This is a genomic window from Neoalteromonas flava, assembly GCF_002807685.1.
Lineage (GTDB): Bacteria > Pseudomonadota > Gammaproteobacteria > Enterobacterales > Alteromonadaceae > Alteromonas_E > Alteromonas_E flava.
This window is the reverse complement of record NZ_PEAX01000003.1, coordinates 727,615-745,889: the sequence shown is the minus strand read 5'-3', so window position 1 is coordinate 745,889 and position 18,275 is coordinate 727,615. Positions and strand designations below refer to the sequence as shown.

Here is an 18,275-nt window from a genome sequence, read left to right as displayed (position 1 = left end):
TATTCGTTAGTCTGTTTTTATAGGTAGGTAATAGGGACTTTTCTTGCGGATTTCTATTCCGTAATCCTTGCTAAGTTCTTCGGCATGACGATAGTAAGTTTCCCTGCTCATCANTACCAAATCCTGAATTTGTTTATGACTGGTCAGCATATGAAAAGCGCGTCGACCAAGAGCTATCAAATCTACTTAATTAAATACTGGAAGCTGTGCGTTGCACAGCGTGACGCTGGTTAACGCACAGCTTTCATGTATCCTCTTCACGATAAACACCTAATACTTAATTGCGCATAATGTATATTCGTTAGTCTGTTTTTATAGGTAGGTAATAGGGACTTTTCTTGCGGATTTCTATTCCGTAATCCTTGCTAAGTTCTTCGGCATGACGATAGTAAGTTTCCCTGCTCATCAGGAAATATGGATCAAAGCCAAGCAACCATGTAATGTATGTGCCACGCAGTCTGCATGGCATTCTTATCAATAATAGTTGCTGTTCAACTGTCAGAGTAACGTCTTTATTCATCCAATAATTTAATCATTAAGGATTCCTCAATGCCAACATGCGTTGCAGATTGCCCAAGGTGTGGGGCAAATAAAATAACTTTTGATACTTCATCATTTACATATATAGGCAAAAAATATAACTGGCAAAGGGGATACGAAGTATTTTCAGTTTGTCGTAGCTGTCATAAGCCAACGCTATTCAATATGTACCAAACAAATAATCAGTATGAAATAGAACATCTTTTTAAAAATGAATACAACCCAGATGTATTTCAGAGTAAAGCGTCACTCAATGACGTATTAGACATAACTGGCTATGTTTCAATGAAAGATATGTGTGGTATTGAGTGCCCTCTGTACACACCTCAGAACTTAGAAGATATCTTTAATGAAGCAACTGCTTGTTATGCAATATCCTGTTATAACGCTTCTGTTGCTATGTTCAGGCTATGCCTTGATCTTGATACCAAGCCAATAGCTGAAGCTAATAACATTAAAGGCACTTTAAATAGGCGTCTTATAGAGCTTTTTAAACAAAAACATTTGCCGGCAGAACTTGAAGAGCTTTCTCATTGTATTAGAGAGAATGGTAACGATGGGGCTCACGATGGTACTGTTACTCAGCTCGAAGCTGAAGATGTGATGGATTTCACCATCAGCTACTTAGAAACAAGGTACACAATGCCTGAACGAATAAGGCTTAGAAGAGAAGATCGAAACAATAGGCATGCAGCTCAAAAAGATGCCCCTTAAGGGGCATGCAGCGAAGCGATAACCATGAGCGCTAGCGAGCGCTCGTTCCTGCTAAACAATAGCGATCTTTTAACTGTTACTGAGACTCCAACTCTTTCAGTTGTTCTTTCGAGTAACCCATTTTTTCTAGCATTGCTGCGTGAGCATGTGGCTTACCTTGGTAGGCTTTCGCCAGTGTTAGCAAGTAACCTTTGTGATCATCTAAAAAGCGCCATAACAAAACGGCTTCTTGCACATCGTCTGCAATGTGGCTTTTACGAGCTGCTTCGGATGCTTCGATAAATTCTTCAAGGCTGTATCGCTGGTTCATTTCACCACGGCATATCTCCATTTCTGACAACCCTAATGATTGAGCTAGTAAAGCAACCTGACTTGCCCTCGGCTCAGTCTTCCCGTTTTCCCACTTGCTGTATGTCTGAACGGTTACGCCAACACTTTTAGCGGCATCTTCTTGCTTTAACCCTTTTTTAATTCTTGCATCCTTAATAACGTCTTTTAGTGCCATCATCATTCTCACAATTAAAGATTTCGTTAAGCATAACACCACTTTTCTTTGCCCTTTCTTGAAATTACACATATGATTAAGTCAACTTAAAGATAAATGTATTTGACAGGTTTTTGAGGATGTTGATTTTTTACAAGTCGGGAAGTCTAGTAATACCCGACTTTTGTCTCATTTTGAGACTCATAGCAGGATAAAAAAGTGATTGATTGGGTTCGAGCCACTTTGCCATTAACACACTTGCCACTGAATTCAGGGCAAGTTGTGAGCATTAATGCTGATGGCCAAATTGAATGGCAAACACCCAAAAGAGTTATGGCTACAGGAAGTTTCGATAAACGTATATCTATTAAGAGCGTGGGTTCTGATGGTTACGGTTGCGCTACTCATTTAGTCGTCAGCGGTAACCCATCAAAATTTCTGCAAGGACACAATGTATTTGGCTCTGACGATTTAGTATCTCTAATGCATGATACCTACGAGCTTATTTGCAAACAGTTCAGCATCATACCATCGAGCTTAGAGCGTAAAATGGTAGAGCAGGGTGCTTATAAAGTTACAACCATAGACATTAATTATTCATTTCAACTTCCTACTCGGGACGATGTTAAGTCATTCATTAGAGCTATGGAATTTAAAGCCAAAACACGTCACGGACGTCCAACTACTAAGGGAGGTACTTTATATTTCGGTAAAACATCTGAGCGCTGGGCAATAAAGCTGTACTGCAAAGCCGAGGAAATACAAAGTAAAACAGGTCGCATTCCTGAATCATTAACAAATAAAGGTATTGAAGATTGGGCTGAAAACAAACTCCGCGTAGAGCTACGTCTCTTAAGTAAAGAGCTTGAGAAACTTGATTTGGTTTGCGCTGGCGATATTACGCCCAAAGTCATAAAGCAAACCTTTAATGAATACCTGGGTAAAATCCAAATGACCGATCAAGTAAAACTATCAAGTAAAGCGAAAAGCGAGTTGCCAACACGCCTCGTATCCACATATACGCTTTGGTCTGAAGGACACAATGTTCGACAAATGATGTCTAAAGCAACGTACTATCGACAGCGAAAAGCACTTATGGAATACGGTATCAATATTGACCTAAGTCCATGTGAAAAACTTACAACTAATGTTGTTCCCATGTTCCGCATACTCGAAGCCGCGCCTGTTGATGTTCCCGAATGGGCCTACCAAAAACAACTCATTCATCCATCAGCGAGGTACGCATGAATATCCAACAAGCATTACAAGTTGCACCCAATATCGACATCGAAAAAGAAGCCTTAATCAGTGTGCTTAAATCTGGTAGCAAGTATTATGTAGCAACAGTCTTTTACGAGGAATCGCGTTACATCGCGATAATCTCTGGAGGTTTGCTTAGACCTGATTCATGTGGTGAAGGTGATGTTTATAGTGGTGATACTAAGCAAGAACTTATTTCAGATATTGAGCGCCATTTAAATCCAAATTCATTTCAATTTCACAAGTTGCCACTCAACGCTGGTTTTATATGTATCGACACTCAAGTTTCATATTTGCTTTACGATTTAATGCCAGCATTACCAAATCCTGAATTTGTTTATGACTGGTCAGCATATGAAAAGCGCGTCGACCAAGAGCTATCAAATCTACTTAATTAAATACTGGAAGCTGTGCGTTGCACAGCGTGACGCTGGTTAACGCACAGCTTTCATGTATCCTCTTCACGATAAACACCTAATACTTAATTGCGCATAATGTATATTCGTTAGTCTGTTTTTATCGGTAGGTAGTAGGGACTTTTTTTACGGATTTCTATTCCGTAATCGTTGCTAAGTTCTGCGGCATGGCGGTAGTAAGTTTCTCGGCTCATTAGGAAATAAGGGTCAAAGCCAAGCAGCCATGTAATGTACGTACCACGTAATCTGCATGGCATTCTTATCAATAATAGCTGCTGTTCAACTGTCAGAGTTACGTCTTTATTCACTTTATTTTCATTACACTTTCAATCCGTAAATAATCCCTAATATAGTTTCTTATTTCTTTGCTCAAAGTTTCAAGTTTGGTTGTGTTGATATCCTTAATTACCCGTTTTCTCATGTCATCAACTTTATTACCTCTTACCTCTGCAAACGACTTTGCGTTATTAGCTAGTTCATCTTTCTGAGAATTTAATTCATCAAGTATTTGTACGTATACTTCGTCTAGCAAAAAGTAATAGTCCTCAAACATCTTTCTTAATTTCTCTGGAAGTAAGGCAGAGAACGCCAATTTTTTAAGTTTTGTCTTAAATTCATCATGTGATTTCGGTATCACAAGCTCTGTCAACAAATACATATCCCATCGAGGACGTGGATCTTCACCGCTATATTCAAGCATCCATTCATCAATCGAGTTCCAATGTTCTTTGGCTTTCTCCTTGTATGCTCCTATTTCTTTAACTCTATAATGCTCTGTATCTAAAACAATTCTGAGATCATCACTATATCTTTCTGCAGCATCATAATATTTAATCTTATGCCCACTAACTGTCACAAGTAACATTATTTTTATGTATTCAGAAATAAAAAGGTTATGAGTCGATAAAATCATCTCTATAAACCCGCTCATCCTCATTACGCCAGTTTTTCCCTCCATTCCAAATAGATTGAATGCCTCCCTAAGTTCACTTATTTGCAGCTTGTAAACTTCTGTTGTTTTAGGTTCAAAAAATGCTTTTTTTGCATGTAAATAAGTTTTTATAGTTACAAAACCAATAATCACATAGAAGATTACTGTCGCTACGTTTCTCGCATCTGCGGTACTGTAGTTTGTAATTAAATTCCATAACTCCATCATTATCACGCTTCCTTTAACCTGTGTAATTATCGGTAACATCATTATTCAAATGCCCAAAGGGCATGCAGCGAACTTGTGAGCGGTAACTATACGATGTGCAATCATTCTTGATAGTAAACGGCTAATTAATGTTTAGATATCCACTATATCTAATCGCCGTCCTGCTGAACAATTGCGATACTAAAAAACTAAGTGTCGTATAGTAATACCGACACTTTTTCCCATAATGGGAATTTTATGGCGCTGTCGCGCGTACCCGTGAGGGGAACGAGCAGACAGAAGCCATAAAGGACTAATAATATTAGATTATTAGAATCTTTATAAATCCAGCTAATCAATCAGAGTAGGGTGCCCGATGGGGCACTTCCAATAGTCGTTTTAATCTCGTAATGTCGAATCCACAAGGGTACTTATGGACTACCGGAGAGACATTATGACTGAGACTCGAAGCGAAAGAATCGCTGTCAAAATCACACCCACATTGCATGCAGAGCTTGTGCAGTTAGCTGAGGAAATAGGACAAGCGCCTGCGTCCTTAGCAGCTGTTTACCTCGGTGAGGCGATTAATAAGAAACGAATCGAACGTGAGAATAGTCAACGCATGGCTGAGTCTGTTGGTAATGCATTCAAAGAGATGTTTGCACCAACGCTGAGCGCTTTAGATAAAGCGATGGCTGAAGATATGCCTAAAGAAAGCTAGAAAGTAAGAAGCCTGACTCGCCAAAGTCAGGCCTCTCAAGTTCGGTAGTAGGTGCGCCAACACCTCTATCGATTGTTACCAACCTCGGAAAAGGAGTAACACGCCAATGTTACTTGCACACTCTGATGCTGTCAGTGAGTCAGCATCGCATAAAAATGGTTTGCATGAAAAAATTTCATGCGAAAAGTTATCAGATCCTACTGAAAAACACACTCAAAACGATCTCAGAAGTGAAAAAGGCAAGCGGACTGCCTTTGGGTTTATCTCTTCTTCAACAAGTCACACAGATGATATTTTTAAAATAGACCGGCAAAAGTCTCGTTTAAAAAGGATGAAATGCGGAACATTGACCACTGTGCGGTTGCATGACGAAGAAGTTCAAAAACTTAAATATCGAACATATTGCATAATGATCACGCTAACTTATGCAAAGGTAGACGGATGGCATCCTGATCATATTAGTAAGTTCATGAATACGGTTAGGACGTGGTGTAAGCGCTCAAAAATTGATCCTAGATACGCATGGGTCGCGGAACTACAAAAGCGAGGTGCAGTTCATTATCACGTCGTTATGTGGCTTCCCAAAGCGTTCAGATTACCAATGCCTGACAAACGTGGTTGGTGGAAACATGGCTCAACTAAAATCGAGACTGTTAGAAAGTCAGTTGCGTACCTTGCAAAATATCTGTCTAAGGACGATACAGATAGCTTCCCAAAAGGCTGTCGTATTCATGGGCATGGTGGCCTATCAGAATCGTCACGCAATGAACGTTGTTGGTGGTTGATGCCAACCTGGGTTCGTGAGATTACATCTATCGACGACAAACCACGTCGAGCTAAAGGCGGAGGTATCGTGCTGAAAAGCTCAGGTGAAATACTAGAGTCGCCGTGGAAGGTTCTAATAACGAACCTAGGCGTGTATATCACACGGGCTTAACGTATCCTCCGTATGCTAATCACCTAATACCTAATTGCGCATAATGTATATTCGTTAGTCTGTTTTTATCGGTAGGTAGTAGGGACTTTTTTTACGGATTTCTATTCCGTAATCNTAAAGGCGGAGGTATCGTGCTGAAAAGCTCAGGTGAAATACTAGAGTCGCCGTGGAAGGTTCTAATAACGAACCTAGGCGTGTATATCACACGGGCTTAACGTATCCTCCGTATGCTAATCACCTAATACCTAATTGCGCATAATGTATATTATGTTAAATGGTGTATTGAGGTCATTAATCCAACAAGCCAGAAGATGCAAATATGAAGAACTAGCAATCAGCGCCACAAAAGTGGCGTTAATCTGACTAATATATGGTGGTTCAAAGTTCAGTGTAAATGTTCTCAGTGACGAGTCGCGATTTGAGGTACTCTGAAAAAAGACAACAGGTCTGAAACCGTACTCGCTTCTTGAACAAGTTGATCGCTAGCCGCTGTTGATTCTTCAACCAATGCCGCGTTCTGTTGTGTAACATGATCCATTTCATTTACCGCTGTACTTATTTCATTAATACCTGTCGCTTGCTCAGTCGCAGCAGTTGAGATGTCTTCCATGAGCCTATTCATGTTTTCAATTAATTCATTCATGTTATTGAACGCTTCACCAGAGGCTTCTACAAGCTTTATGCCTTCACCCACAGTACCTGCACTTTTTTCGACTAACGCCTTAATCTCCTTTGCAGCATTGGCGGAACGTTGTGCCAACACGCGCACTTCGCTTGCGACCACATTAAACCCTCTACCATGCTCTCCTGCTCGTGCAGCTTCCACGGCAGCATTGAGTGCTAGTAAATTTGTTTGAAATGCAATTCCATCTATCGAATTAACGATTTTCTGTACTTCTTCACTCGATTTTTTAATCGCGTCCATGGCTGATATTGTATCAGCAATTGTGACTTTGCTGTCTTGCGCCATATCTATCATTTTGCGGGCACTATCTAGCGCATTATTAACGTTAGAGGAGCTTTCTTTTACGTTAGAAGCCATTTCGGTTAGGCTGGCGGATGTCTCTTCTAACGAAGATGCCTGTTGTTCAGTGCGAGCGCTGAGATCTCTGTTACCCTGTTCTATATCACTGGCGCTACCACGCACACCTTCCGCCGCGAGAGTAATGCCATTTATGGTATCGACTAAACGTTGAGCGGTTGTATTTACCGCTTCTCTTAACGGTTCAAATGCAATGTCAAACGTTTCACTAATATGAATATCGAGATTACCTCGTGCCAACTCAGACAGCGCCTTCTCGACCATATTAACCGTCTTTACTCTGGCACTCACATCAGTAGCGTATTTGATCACTCTCACCGGCTTTCCTGATAAATCAAAAATAGGGTTGTATGAGGCATTGATAAAAACTTCACGCCCCCCGCGTGCGATGCGCTTATATTCCCCCGTAAGAAACTGCCCGCTTCTGAGGGTTTCCCAAAACGTTTTATACTCCTCTGAGCGACTGTATTCTGGATCCACAAAGATTTTGTGATACTGGTCACGAATGTCCTCTATTGAATAGCCCATTACCGATAAAAACGCATCATTTGCATCGAGGATCTTGCCGTCTAAATTGAATTCTATTACAGCGTTTGATTTCCTTATGGCATCTATTTGTGATTCAAAAAATGCATTGCGTTGCTTTTGTTCGGTGATGTCGGTAGCGTATTTAACCACCTTGATGGGTTTGCCTGCCGCATCAAATATTGGGTTATAGGTAGCTTGTATCCAAATGGCCTGATTGTCTTTGGTATACCGACAAAACTCCCCACTAAAAAACTCTCCCGCCGCAAGCTTTGCCCAAAAGCGGCTATACTCAGAGGAATTGACATAACTGGGCTCACAAAAAATGCGGTGGTGTTTGCCTTCTATATCTTCCAACCGATAACCTAAAGCGTAAAGAAAATTATCATTCGCTCGAATGATTGTGCCGTCTAACGTGAATTCAATGACAGCCTGAGACTTCAGAATGGCGTCAATTTGGCTTTCGGCATTCGCTTGTCTTTCCTTCTGCTCACTAATGTCACTTGCAATCAACAATGCATACGGCTTGTCACTATCTTCTACAGGTTGCAATTCTACCTGTATCCAACGTCTTTGCCCATCACTGCCAGTTATTGCCAACGCGCCTGATTGACGTTTTTGCGTGACAGCATTTTGCAGATCTAAAACATCACCATACCGGTCAGTCGCATTTACATCTAAAAACTCAATAAAACATCTACCATCAATAGCCTCTACACTGCTGCCTAATATTTTAGCAAGCTCTGAACTCGCGTTTGAAATGGTGCCAGAATAATTTAATTCGCAAACAGCCATTCCATCAAAACGAGACAACAATTCGGCATTAGTCTGTTGCTTTCCAGAGAGACCTAGCCCCTGATTAGCCTGCTCAGCGACGCTTTCTTCTACCAGTTCAGATGCGACCATCCACACCTGCTGCTGTTGTTTTAAAAATGTCAGCACCAGTTTAATCGCTAAATCATAGGCACCAAAGACAGTAACTGAGCTCGACATATTGGCGTTAGCCTTTGTAATAGCGTCAGTGATATTGGTTATATGGTTTGGAAACAACGTGCGCAGCGAAACAGAACTTATCGCGTTAATATTTAATAGTTTGCTTAACGCTGGCGAAATATCACTGACTAAAAGAGTACTTGTATCGGACAGTTTGGCACAGGCCATTGATTGCCCAAATGGGTTGTAATCAGAGGCGTAAATGTATGCGCTTTTATTTTTGTCTGCAGAATTAAAACGAAAAAGCTTCATAACCGATATTCCTTTGGGCAAATAGCCATAATCAAATGCTTGGATCGTTGCTTTTCTAAGTGTAGACCGTAAAAAAATTAACTTTAATAAATATCGATATTTATTTTGAAAAGCTTAAAATTCTGTGCGCAATCTTTCTCCAGCTTTCTTTCTTCCCACTCTAATAATGATGTGTTAACGGCCGCATATTGCATATTTCTACGGATGAAATCTCATAGTTTTTGAACATGTAGCGTGATTTAACAGCACAATTTTGTTAATCAACAAATTACGAGAATGAGAACCATTTAAATGAATAATTTATGTATTATTCAGTGTTTTATAACTAAGAAGCCGAAATATAACTTGTAAAACACAAGTTAAGCTTAAAGTACACCACTTATCGCAAAATCAGGTTGATTTGTAACAACCTCCTTTCTCGAGTTCACTAACTCTCTTACGCTGTAATTCAAGGTTTATGATTAGCGTTTGTTAAAATGTTACGTTTGTTAAGTGCAGTCACATTATTCTCTTTGCTTGCTGTGTTTTCTTCTGAAAACAGTCGGTGGCACATTAATGTTGATGAAAACCTTACAATCAATTCATTCGATAACCAAGCTATTGGCAATGACACATCTGAATCCGACACCGAAGAATTTAATGCGCTGGTATTTGATTACCGCTTACTGTCGTTAGACAACGTTAGTCCTCAAGTAGAATTCGGGTTTAAAGCACCGCCAAACCTTCAACCCGCTTTGCCTTCCATTCGGGGGCCGCCTTTTTCCGCTTAAATTATTAAACACGGAGGTGCTCCTAGCCCTCGTTAAAATTTATTTAAGAGGAATCTAAAATGTCATTATTTACATTATCCAAATGCGATTCAGTGGTCGGCTTTTGCTGGCCAGAAGACCACCGTTATCTTTCATTGCGTTCTCCTGCTCGTTTGTTAATGACGGACTTTACTGTGCAGCGTCCATTAGTTATCGATGCTAACACCAAGGCCGTAGAAGCGGCTTATTTAATGAAAAAGGCGCACGTTAAGATGCGCTTTGTTGTAGATAATCAACTTAATTTCGTCGGTGTAATAACCAGTACCGATTTAAGCCAGCAAAACATTATTCAGCGTGTAGCTGATGGATTTGACCGGCATGATTTGAGAGTTTCCGACTTTATGAAAAAACGGTCTGAATTAGTTTCAATAGCGCTGAGCGAATTAGCTCATTCGTCGGTGAACCGTTTACTAACAAGTTTTAAACGCTATGACGAGCCGTACATTTTGGTCACAAGCGATGACAATACTAAGTTAAGCGGGATTGTTACTTTGCACGATATCGCTAAACACTTCAGGTTACCGGATGGTTACCCTGAACCAGCGAGTTTTAATGATTGGTTAGCGCTGTTAAATGCTGACATTGCGCAACCTGAAGGGATAAAAGACTCAGCATAACCATCAACAGCGGGCCTTTTGGGGTCCGCTGGCTTGCTTATAATTCTGTCGTTTCAATGGTGTTTGAGTAGCGGAGCCCCCATTGTGCGCGTAGAGTATCCATAGTGCGCATCACACGAATGGTGCTAGCGCTGGGAACCGACGGACATTCAGTACGACCGCTTTCTAAACACTGCTTGAACTCTGCAATCTCAGCGGTGAAATTTTGTTGCTCTACAAAGGGTTTAGAGAAGGTTTGTTGGTGTTCTCCGATTGCTGTTTGGTAGCTTTGTGCTGCTAGAAAATTTGGGACTTCAATAATCCCATTGCTCCCAGTGATGGTCGCATGCGTAGGTGTATGATTAACAAAACTAGATGACAAGATCGCGTGTCGTTTTGCCCCATACTCAGCAACGATATAATTACTGGCATCGACCCCCGTTTCAGAAAAGCGTACTTGACTGGTAATTTTATCGGGTAGTGTTGCGTAAATTAAATCCGCGAAGTGTAAAGGATATATTCCCAGATCTAAGAGAGCGCCTCCGGCGGTGTTAGGATTCTGTAATCGATGCGAAGGCGCAAACTCACCATTAAAAGAAAAGTTAGCGTGGATAGCACAAACCTCACCAATAATGCCTTGTCGGATATGTTCTGCTAACGCATGTATTGCCGGTAAAAAACGCATCCAAACGGCCTCGACTAAGAGAATGTTATGTTGCTTAGCCAGCGCAAAAAGGTTTTCTGTTTGCTTGGCATTGACGGTTAACGGTTTTTCACATAACACCGCCTTGCCTGCTTTTATACATTCCGCTACTACTGAGTAATGTGTGTTGTGTGTCGTCGCAACATAGATGGCATGTACATTTGGGTTATTGATTAAGTCGGTATAATCGCCGGAAGCTTTGGGTATAGAATAGTGCTCGGCGAAGGTCTGTGCCCTGCCCCAATCACGAGCTGCACAAGCGACCACTTCGGAATGCTTGACTGCAGCGTTACTGGTCATAAATGTATGAGCGATATGACCACAGCCAATAATCCCCCAATGCAAAGTATTAGTTAACATGTTTTACTCTTGGTAAAGCGCACAGACCGCGCCGGCGGGATCTTTAATAATGGCGAAGGAGCTATCGCCATAGCTGCGCACCGGAGACAATTGAACGCCTCCAAGCTCCTTAACGTTTTGTAATGCAACAGCTAAATCCGCTATGACAAAATACGGGATCCAGTGAGATGGCATTTGGGCGTTACTGCCCCTTTTATGACAAATGCCTGCGATACTCTCACCAGCAGCTTTCATCATATAGTCTTCATAATCTCCCATGGAGAGCCCTTCAGCTTCCCAGCCAACAACTTGTGTGTAAAAGTCTTTTACTTCGGTGGCATTTTCAACAGTCACGTCTAACCACCCCATACTACCAATCGTTTGTTTGGTCATAAGCATTGATTCCTATATGTTTGACACAGGGATTAACTTTTCGTCCTCGACACTAGTGAGTTGTACTCGCGGCATAAACGTACTGGCCTTGGCTTCTTCTATATCAATGCGATATCTTTCGGGGATTTGTTCCTGTAAAAAAGTCCCGGGGGCAATGATTGGGTAAATTTGATCGTAGCGTTTAACTGTTTCTTGGTTTACCCGGCGAAAGATATGGGTGCGGTTCAATTCACTTGGATGCTTATGGCCGGTAGATGACAACATATCAGCAACAACATGCATGGTTTTTTGGTGAAAAGAAAATACTCTTTCTGCCTTATCTTTTACCACCAATCCTTTTGCTAACTTAGGATCCTGTGTTGCAACACCTGTTGGACATTCATTGGTATTGCACGATAGCGATTGAACGCAGCCTAACGCGAGCATCATACCGCGGGCGCTATTGCATAAGTCTGCACCGAGAGCCAAGTGTTTAATTAAATGAAAACCCGTGATGATCTTTCCTGATGCGATAAGCCGAATATCATTACGCAGCCCATAGCCGGTCAATATGTCATCGACAAAAGCTAAGGCTTCTTTTAATGGCGTACCTATTGAATTGGAATATTCTAGTGGCGCAGCGCCTGTTCCCCCTTCACCGCCATCGACAGTAATAAAATCCGGTTTGATACCGGTATCTAGCATCGCTTTACAAATGGCCACAAACTCACTGCGTCGGCCTAACGCCAACTTGAAACCGACGGGTTTACCACCCGATAATTCACGCAATTTAGCAATAAATTGAAGCAATTCTAACGGAGTTTTAAATGCGCTATGCCGCGCTGGGCTGTCTACTTGAGTGTAGGGTTCCACGCCACGAATTTTAGCTATCTCAGGTGTATTCTTGTGCGCTGGCAAAATCCCCCCATGACCTGGCTTAGCTCCTTGAGAAAGTTTGAGTTCAATCATTTTGACTTGTGGCTTATTTGCATTGTCGGCGAACTGTTCAGGATCGAAGGTGCCATCACTTGCGCGACAGCCAAAGTAACCGGTACCGATTTGCCACACGATATCGCCGCCATGCTCCAAATGGTAAGGACTTAACCCTCCCTCCCCGGTATTATGGTAAAAACCGCCGGTTGCAGCGCCCTTATTTAGCGCTCGGATTGCATTTTGGCTTAGCGAACCAAAACTCATTGCTGATATATTTAAGATACTTGCAGAATAAGGTTGTTTGCAGTCTTTGCCGCCAATTTCCACTCGTGGAGAACAGTCGAGTTTTTCCACATCACGCGCAGAAAGAGAGTGGCCAATCCACTCATAACCATCGCGATAAGTGTCGATTTGCGTGCCAAACGGGATCGTTTCGCGACTGCGCTTAGCGCGTTGGTACACGATATTTCGGAACATTCGTTCAATTGGCGCTCCCCCTGTGTCTGGTTCAATTACATATTGCTGGATAAAAGGACGTAGTTTCTCAATAAACCAGCGAAATCGACCAATTAGTGGGTAATTGCGTAAGATTGAATGTTTATATTGAAAACGGTCATAGACTGCTAGCGCCAGCAACGCCGCTAGAATAATAATCGACCAATATAATGGGCCAAACCAAACACTGACCAGCAGAGTGATTCCCAAAAGTGTGAGCAAAATAAAAATACTCTGGCGTTCCATCATTCCTCTGTCTGAGTAATTTTTTTGAATTAGCTTAAAGGTATAGCATCTATTCAAGAGGCTGAGTAGAGTATTACTGAAATCTAATGAGGTATCGTTGACTTGGAATCAAATGTTTTAACTGCTGTGGTGATAGGCAGTGGATTCGGTGGACAAACCGCAGCCATTCATCTTTTACGTCATAAAATAAGCGACTTCGTCATTCTCGAACGACGCAGTTTTACCGGTGGTACCTGGAAGCAAAACACTTATCCTGGTGCCGCTGTTGACGTGCAATCATTGCTGTATAGCCTATCCTTTGAGCCCTATGATTGGTCGCGTATGTTTGCTGAGCAGCAGGAGCTTGCTGCTTATACAGACTACATATACACACGCTATCAACTTCAAAAAAAGACTCTCTGCTCAGCCAATGTCTCACAACTCAAATGGCTCGAAGATCGTTGCGTTTGGGAAGTGACAGTTAATGAGAGTGAAACCTTATATGCCCAATACGTGATAAATGCGTCGGGACCATTAAGTATGCCTGTTATCCCCAATTTTCCCGGGCAAGAAACGTTTGCTGGACCTACATTTCATACCAATGATTGGGAGCATTCTGTTGATTTAAAGAATAAAAAAGTGGCGATTATTGGCAGCGGAGCGAGTGCTGCTCAGGTGATACCTGCCATTGTTGACGACGTTGATTGCTTATATGTGTTCCAGCGTACGCCGCATTGGGTCTTACCTCGGTGGGATATACAGTTTTCAAAATGGCAAAGAAAACTACTTAACATCGGATGGATCTACAAACTGATGCGCGTGGCAATATACTGGCTACTAGAGATCCGTATTCTAGGTTTTAAGTATTCCCGTAAAATGTTAGATATTATTGGCAAACGGCCAGCACTTAAGCATCTTAGAAAGCAAATCCGTGATCCTCAACTGCGCCAAAAACTAACGCCTGACTTCACCATCGGATGTAAGCGTGTCATTGTATCAAGCAGCTATTACCCAGCTATCGCGCATCCGAACTCCCAATTATATGACCGTACGAATGGCATCAACGAGATCATGCCGAATGCAATAAAAACGGTACGTGGTGATGTTCTTGCAACGGATGTGATCATTTATGCCACTGGTTTTGATGCAACTGATGGCCTAGTTCCGTACCCTGTTATTGGTAAAGGTGGTCAAACGTTACAAGAATTTTGGCATGAATACCCACGAGCCTATCTGGGAACATGTGTGCCGCAATGCCCCAATTTCTTTCTCGTTACAGGACCTAATACGGGCATAGGACACACCTCAGCATTGTTCATTATTGAATCGCAGATGAATTATATATTCGACGCCATTCAGTATGCCCAACAGAATGATGCCAGAGGCATCTGTGTAACTCCTGAGGCTGAAGCAAATTATACCGCGATGATCCATAAAGAGATGGCGAATACAGTGTGGCAAACCGGTGGATGTCATTCATGGTATAAGAGTATCAGCGGAAAAGTGACAGCGATGTTCCCTGGTTTTAGTTTCACTTATCGTAGATTAACTAAACGATTTAAAGTTATTCACCATAAACTCATAAGTTAGCGGTTACGCATAACCTGAATAAAGTATAAATACGAACAGGAAATATATAATAAACAGATGGTTATCTTGATTTTTCTTCTTGTCTTACTCGCTTTCGCCTATTGGTATACGTATCCTCGTTTAGGGCGTCTTTTGTACCGATGGTCAAGTAATATCGAAGCTAGGGTCTACGGGTTAACGCAACGAACAATACGTGTCGATGATTGTATCCATCATGTTTGGGTATCCGTAGACAATTCAAAGCCCATGTTGCTGTTGCTCCATGGATTCAGTGCTGATCATGCCGTATGGCTGCGGTTTGCAAGACATTTTACGCATGACTATTTTGTCGTTATCCCTGATCTGGCCGGTCATGGCGAAACTGGATACGTGCTTGAGCTGGATTATGGCATTGACGCCCAAGCCCAGCGAGTTTGTTCTATGATGAAAATGTTAGGCCATGAACACGCCCATGCAGTGGGTAATTCAATGGGGGGGATGATTGCAGCTCATATAGCAAGCCATTACCAAGAGCAAGTACTCTCATTAACTGTTATTGACCCCGCTGGGATAGCCACTCCCAAACCGAGCTAATGGCAGGAATGCTTGCGCTGGGTCAAAACCCGTTTCTAATGGAAAGTCGTGCTGACTTTCAGCGTTTTTACACAATGGTAATGGCTCGCCCGCCCTATTTCCCGCGTATAGTGCAGGATTCGACTGCTGATGATTACATAGCACGAAGGCTTGAACTTGCCAAAATCTACCAGGATTTTAACCGTGATAACGCGCAGTTAGCCCAATCAATCTGCACAATAAGTTGTCCAAGCCTCATCATATGGGGGGCAAAGGATGACCTGATCGATGTTAGTGGCGCTACACCGTGGCAAAAGGCACTTGGATGCACGGTTCATGTTTGGCACGACCTGGGTCACATGCCTATGCTAGAGGCGCCAAAACGAACCGCTTATGCTGTACAGCACCATATAAACAGGATATAAACAACTGAATTTTCAGCGCAAACGGCCGATATAACCTCATCGGTCAAGATTTATGCACGAGTGAACCGGGTGAAGGACGACAAGGTCGATTTAGTTAAACGCTTAATACGCGCTAACAACTATCGTCAGTACGATAAAACATTAGAACAATGCCATGAACTCGGGATAAATATCAATCGAGTCGCGTTGGCTCGTTTTGCGGACAAGTTGGAACTTATCGATCGTGCAGAAAGAAATAAGGTTAAGCGTGAGCAGGAAGCTCGGACGACCGCGCCTGCCCCCCGACACACAGGAACAACGACACCTCTTGCTACGCGCGACATGACCTATGAGCAAGTCAAACAGCGTGAGGCAGAGATTACTTTTGAACTAGGCGCTCTGCGCATTAAAGAAAATGCGTTGCTAATGGAGCTGAATGCTTTGTCTGAACGTTTGAAAGACAAACACTGAGCCAATGTTGCCTATTGCAACGACTTGCTTTTTTTACCACACTCTTATTATTGCATTACCTATTCTTTACTCTTCCAATAAGGAGCCATTCAGGTATGGAGTACATTTTGCTGCTGTTCGCGTTTATCTGCGGATTAGGCGTTAAACAATTAGGTATTCCACCGCTAGTCGGTTACTTAGCTGCGGGCTTTATTCTCCATGCTCTCGGTTTTCAAAGTAACGCGACGATTGATCAGATTGCTGCACTCGGTATTACGATTATGTTGTTTACGATCGGTCTAAAACTCAATATGCAAGACTTGGCTAAGCGCGAAGTATGGTTAGGTAGTGTTGTCCATACCGGTTTGTGGATGGCATTGGCAGGTGTGTTGCTGATCATGCTCTCATATTCAGGCTTGCAATATATTGTTGATATCAGTCTAAGCACCACAGCGTTAATTGTTTTCGCGTTGAGTTTTTCCAGCACGGTCTGTGTCATGAAAGTACTGGAAGAAAATGGTGAAAGTAAAACCCGACACGGCAAAGTTGCCATGGGTATCCTGGTTATGCAGGATATTTTTGCGGTTGTATTTCTGGTTGTTGCGACCGGGGAATTGCCAGAAATTTGGGCCCTCGCGTTGGTTTTGTTAATTCCATTTCGCAGAATTCTTGGCCGTGTGGTGAATGCATCTGGTCACGGTGAATTACTGCCACTGACCGGTTTGATATTTGCTTTAGGTGGTTATCAACTTTTTGAATTAGTTGGAGTGAAGGGAGACTTAGGTGCTTTGGTAATGGGCTTGTTACTAGCAAGTCATGCTAAATCTGCGGAAATGGTAAAAGCTTTGCTCAGCTTCAAAGATCTCTTTTTGATTGGATTCTTTATTAGCATCGGTCTAACCGCCCTGCCTTCTTTTGATATGTTCTTGCTAGCCTTAGGGATCGCCCTATTGCTACCGTTAAAATACTTGTTGTTTTACGCACTCTTAAGCACTTTGCGGTTGCGTGCGCGCACCAGTTTTCTAACCGGCTTAGTAATGTCAAACTATAGCGAGTTTGGTTTGATTGTGGCAGCGGTAGCAGTTTCATTAGGTTTAATGTCTACCGATTGGCTGGTGATCATCGCCCTTGCGGTATCATTGTCTTTTGTGATGACCAGCATTGCCTATCGCTCAGCGCACACTATTTATGGTCGTTATAATGTGTGGTTGAAGCGCTGGGAAAAGTCACGTCGGCTGCCAGAGGATCTGTACCCCGTAATGGATAACGGTAGGTTCTTGATTGTTGGTATGGGACGAGTGGGAATGGGGGCGTTTTCTTCACTGTCTAAGCTTGTTGGAGATGAAGTATGGGGAATGGATGCCGATCAAAACAAAATCCACAAATTGCAGCAACAAGGATTACAGGTAATTAATGGCGATGGCGAAGATGCCGATTTGTGGGAATGTTTGGACATCAGTAACGTGCAGTTGGTTATGCTAGCTTTACCATCGATTGAAGATGCGATTAATATCGCGCAACAACTCAAAAGCGTTAATTTCAGTGGAAAAATTGCGGCCATTGCTCGCTACGAAGATGAAGTTCCGCTGCTGCAACAAAGTGGTGTAGATAAAGTTTTCAACTTTTTTAAAGAGGCAGGTCTTGGCTTCGCTGAAGAAAGTCTGGAATTTGTCGACCCTGGACATTCCTAATACCGCGTTGATACAAATAGGAATAGAAGCCTAATTGATAATCGTTATCACTTTGTATCTATATGTTTTTAAAAGAAAAATGTGATTTTATTGG

The 18,275-nt window shown here is 42.2% G+C and carries 17 protein-coding genes; 11 read left to right on the top strand and 6 right to left on the bottom strand.

The annotated features are described in order from the left end of the window. Window positions 1-549: 549 nt before the first annotated feature. On the top strand, window positions 550-1,254 hold the full coding sequence (locus CSH92_RS09360; protein ID WP_100657327.1) for a DUF4145 domain-containing protein: 705 nt from the start codon (window positions 550-552) through the stop codon (window positions 1,252-1,254). A 76-nt stretch (window positions 1,255-1,330) separates the two neighbouring features. On the opposite strand, the gene CSH92_RS09355 is transcribed toward CSH92_RS09360, so the two are convergent. After that, complete coding sequence (locus CSH92_RS09355) at window positions 1,331-1,831, bottom strand: helix-turn-helix transcriptional regulator (RefSeq protein ID WP_240612767.1); 501 nt, start codon at window positions 1,829-1,831, stop codon at window positions 1,331-1,333. 126 nt (window positions 1,832-1,957) lie between these two features. Between CSH92_RS09355 and CSH92_RS09350 the strand changes: the two genes are divergently transcribed. Both CSH92_RS09350 and CSH92_RS09345 read left to right on the top strand, forming a co-directional pair. Then, window positions 1,958-2,986, top strand: a complete 1,029-nt coding sequence (locus CSH92_RS09350; protein WP_100657326.1) for a phage/plasmid replication protein, II/X family — start codon at window positions 1,958-1,960, stop codon at window positions 2,984-2,986. Further along, window positions 2,983-3,396: a hypothetical protein gene (locus tag CSH92_RS09345; RefSeq protein ID WP_100657325.1), complete on the top strand. Its 414-nt coding sequence runs from the start codon at window positions 2,983-2,985 to the stop codon at window positions 3,394-3,396. Before CSH92_RS09350 ends, CSH92_RS09345 begins: the two co-directional genes overlap by 4 nt. Before the next feature lie 322 nt (window positions 3,397-3,718). On the opposite strand, the gene CSH92_RS09340 is transcribed toward CSH92_RS09345, so the two are convergent. After that, entirely contained in the window at window positions 3,719-4,573 is an 855-nt protein-coding gene (locus tag CSH92_RS09340) for a hypothetical protein (protein WP_100657324.1), read from the bottom strand. 433 nt (window positions 4,574-5,006) lie between these two features. On the opposite strand from CSH92_RS09340, the gene CSH92_RS09335 reads away from it, so the two are divergent. Both CSH92_RS09335 and CSH92_RS09330 read left to right on the top strand, forming a co-directional pair. Beyond that, complete coding sequence (locus CSH92_RS09335; RefSeq protein WP_100657323.1) at window positions 5,007-5,273, top strand: hypothetical protein; 267 nt, start codon at window positions 5,007-5,009, stop codon at window positions 5,271-5,273. A gap of 106 nt (window positions 5,274-5,379) precedes the next feature. Then, window positions 5,380-6,210, top strand: a complete 831-nt coding sequence (locus tag CSH92_RS09330; protein WP_100657322.1) for a rolling circle replication-associated protein — start codon at window positions 5,380-5,382, stop codon at window positions 6,208-6,210. A 400-nt stretch (window positions 6,211-6,610) separates the two neighbouring features. On the opposite strand, the gene CSH92_RS09325 is transcribed toward CSH92_RS09330, so the two are convergent. After that, entirely contained in the window at window positions 6,611-9,022 is a 2,412-nt protein-coding gene (locus CSH92_RS09325; RefSeq protein ID WP_100657321.1) for a methyl-accepting chemotaxis protein, read from the bottom strand. A 476-nt stretch (window positions 9,023-9,498) separates the two neighbouring features. On the opposite strand from CSH92_RS09325, the gene CSH92_RS09320 reads away from it, so the two are divergent. Both CSH92_RS09320 and CSH92_RS09315 read left to right on the top strand, forming a co-directional pair. Then, entirely contained in the window at window positions 9,499-9,792 is a 294-nt protein-coding gene (locus tag CSH92_RS09320) for a hypothetical protein (RefSeq protein WP_100657320.1), read from the top strand. 59 nt (window positions 9,793-9,851) lie between these two features. Further along, a complete protein-coding gene (locus tag CSH92_RS09315; RefSeq protein ID WP_100657319.1) occupies window positions 9,852-10,448 on the top strand; it encodes a CBS domain-containing protein in 597 nt (198 codons plus the stop codon). 37 nt (window positions 10,449-10,485) lie between these two features. Here CSH92_RS09315 and CSH92_RS09310 read toward each other — a convergent pair whose 3' ends face one another. Genes CSH92_RS09310 through CSH92_RS09300 form a run of 3 tightly spaced genes read right to left on the bottom strand, consistent with a single transcriptional unit; the run spans window position 10,486 to window position 13,515 of the window. Next, window positions 10,486-11,490, bottom strand: a complete 1,005-nt coding sequence (locus tag CSH92_RS09310; RefSeq protein WP_100657318.1) for a Gfo/Idh/MocA family protein — start codon at window positions 11,488-11,490, stop codon at window positions 10,486-10,488. A 3-nt stretch (window positions 11,491-11,493) separates the two neighbouring features. After that, entirely contained in the window at window positions 11,494-11,862 is a 369-nt protein-coding gene (locus CSH92_RS09305; protein ID WP_164084701.1) for a VOC family protein, read from the bottom strand. A 12-nt stretch (window positions 11,863-11,874) separates the two neighbouring features. Then, window positions 11,875-13,515, bottom strand: coding sequence for an FMN-binding glutamate synthase family protein (locus CSH92_RS09300; RefSeq protein WP_100657317.1), 1,641 nt, complete (start codon window positions 13,513-13,515; stop codon window positions 11,875-11,877). A 102-nt stretch (window positions 13,516-13,617) separates the two neighbouring features. On the opposite strand from CSH92_RS09300, the gene CSH92_RS09295 reads away from it, so the two are divergent. The 4 genes from CSH92_RS09295 (at window position 13,618) to CSH92_RS09275 (ending at window position 18,181) form a co-directional block, all read left to right on the top strand. Then, on the top strand, window positions 13,618-15,084 hold the full coding sequence (locus CSH92_RS09295; protein WP_100657316.1) for a flavin-containing monooxygenase: 1,467 nt from the start codon (window positions 13,618-13,620) through the stop codon (window positions 15,082-15,084). 132 nt (window positions 15,085-15,216) lie between these two features. Further along, window positions 15,217-15,657 carry an alpha/beta fold hydrolase gene (locus tag CSH92_RS09290; protein ID WP_164084700.1) on the top strand — a complete coding sequence of 147 codons (441 nt, stop codon included), beginning with the start codon at window positions 15,217-15,219 and terminating at the stop codon, window positions 15,655-15,657. A 473-nt stretch (window positions 15,658-16,130) separates the two neighbouring features. Further along, a complete protein-coding gene (locus CSH92_RS09280; RefSeq protein WP_240612766.1) occupies window positions 16,131-16,511 on the top strand; it encodes a hypothetical protein in 381 nt (126 codons plus the stop codon). A gap of 95 nt (window positions 16,512-16,606) precedes the next feature. Next, window positions 16,607-18,181 (top strand): cation:proton antiporter family protein, encoded by a 1,575-nt coding sequence (locus CSH92_RS09275; protein WP_100657313.1) that lies wholly within the window; start codon window positions 16,607-16,609, stop codon window positions 18,179-18,181. Window positions 18,182-18,275 lie beyond the last annotated feature (94 nt).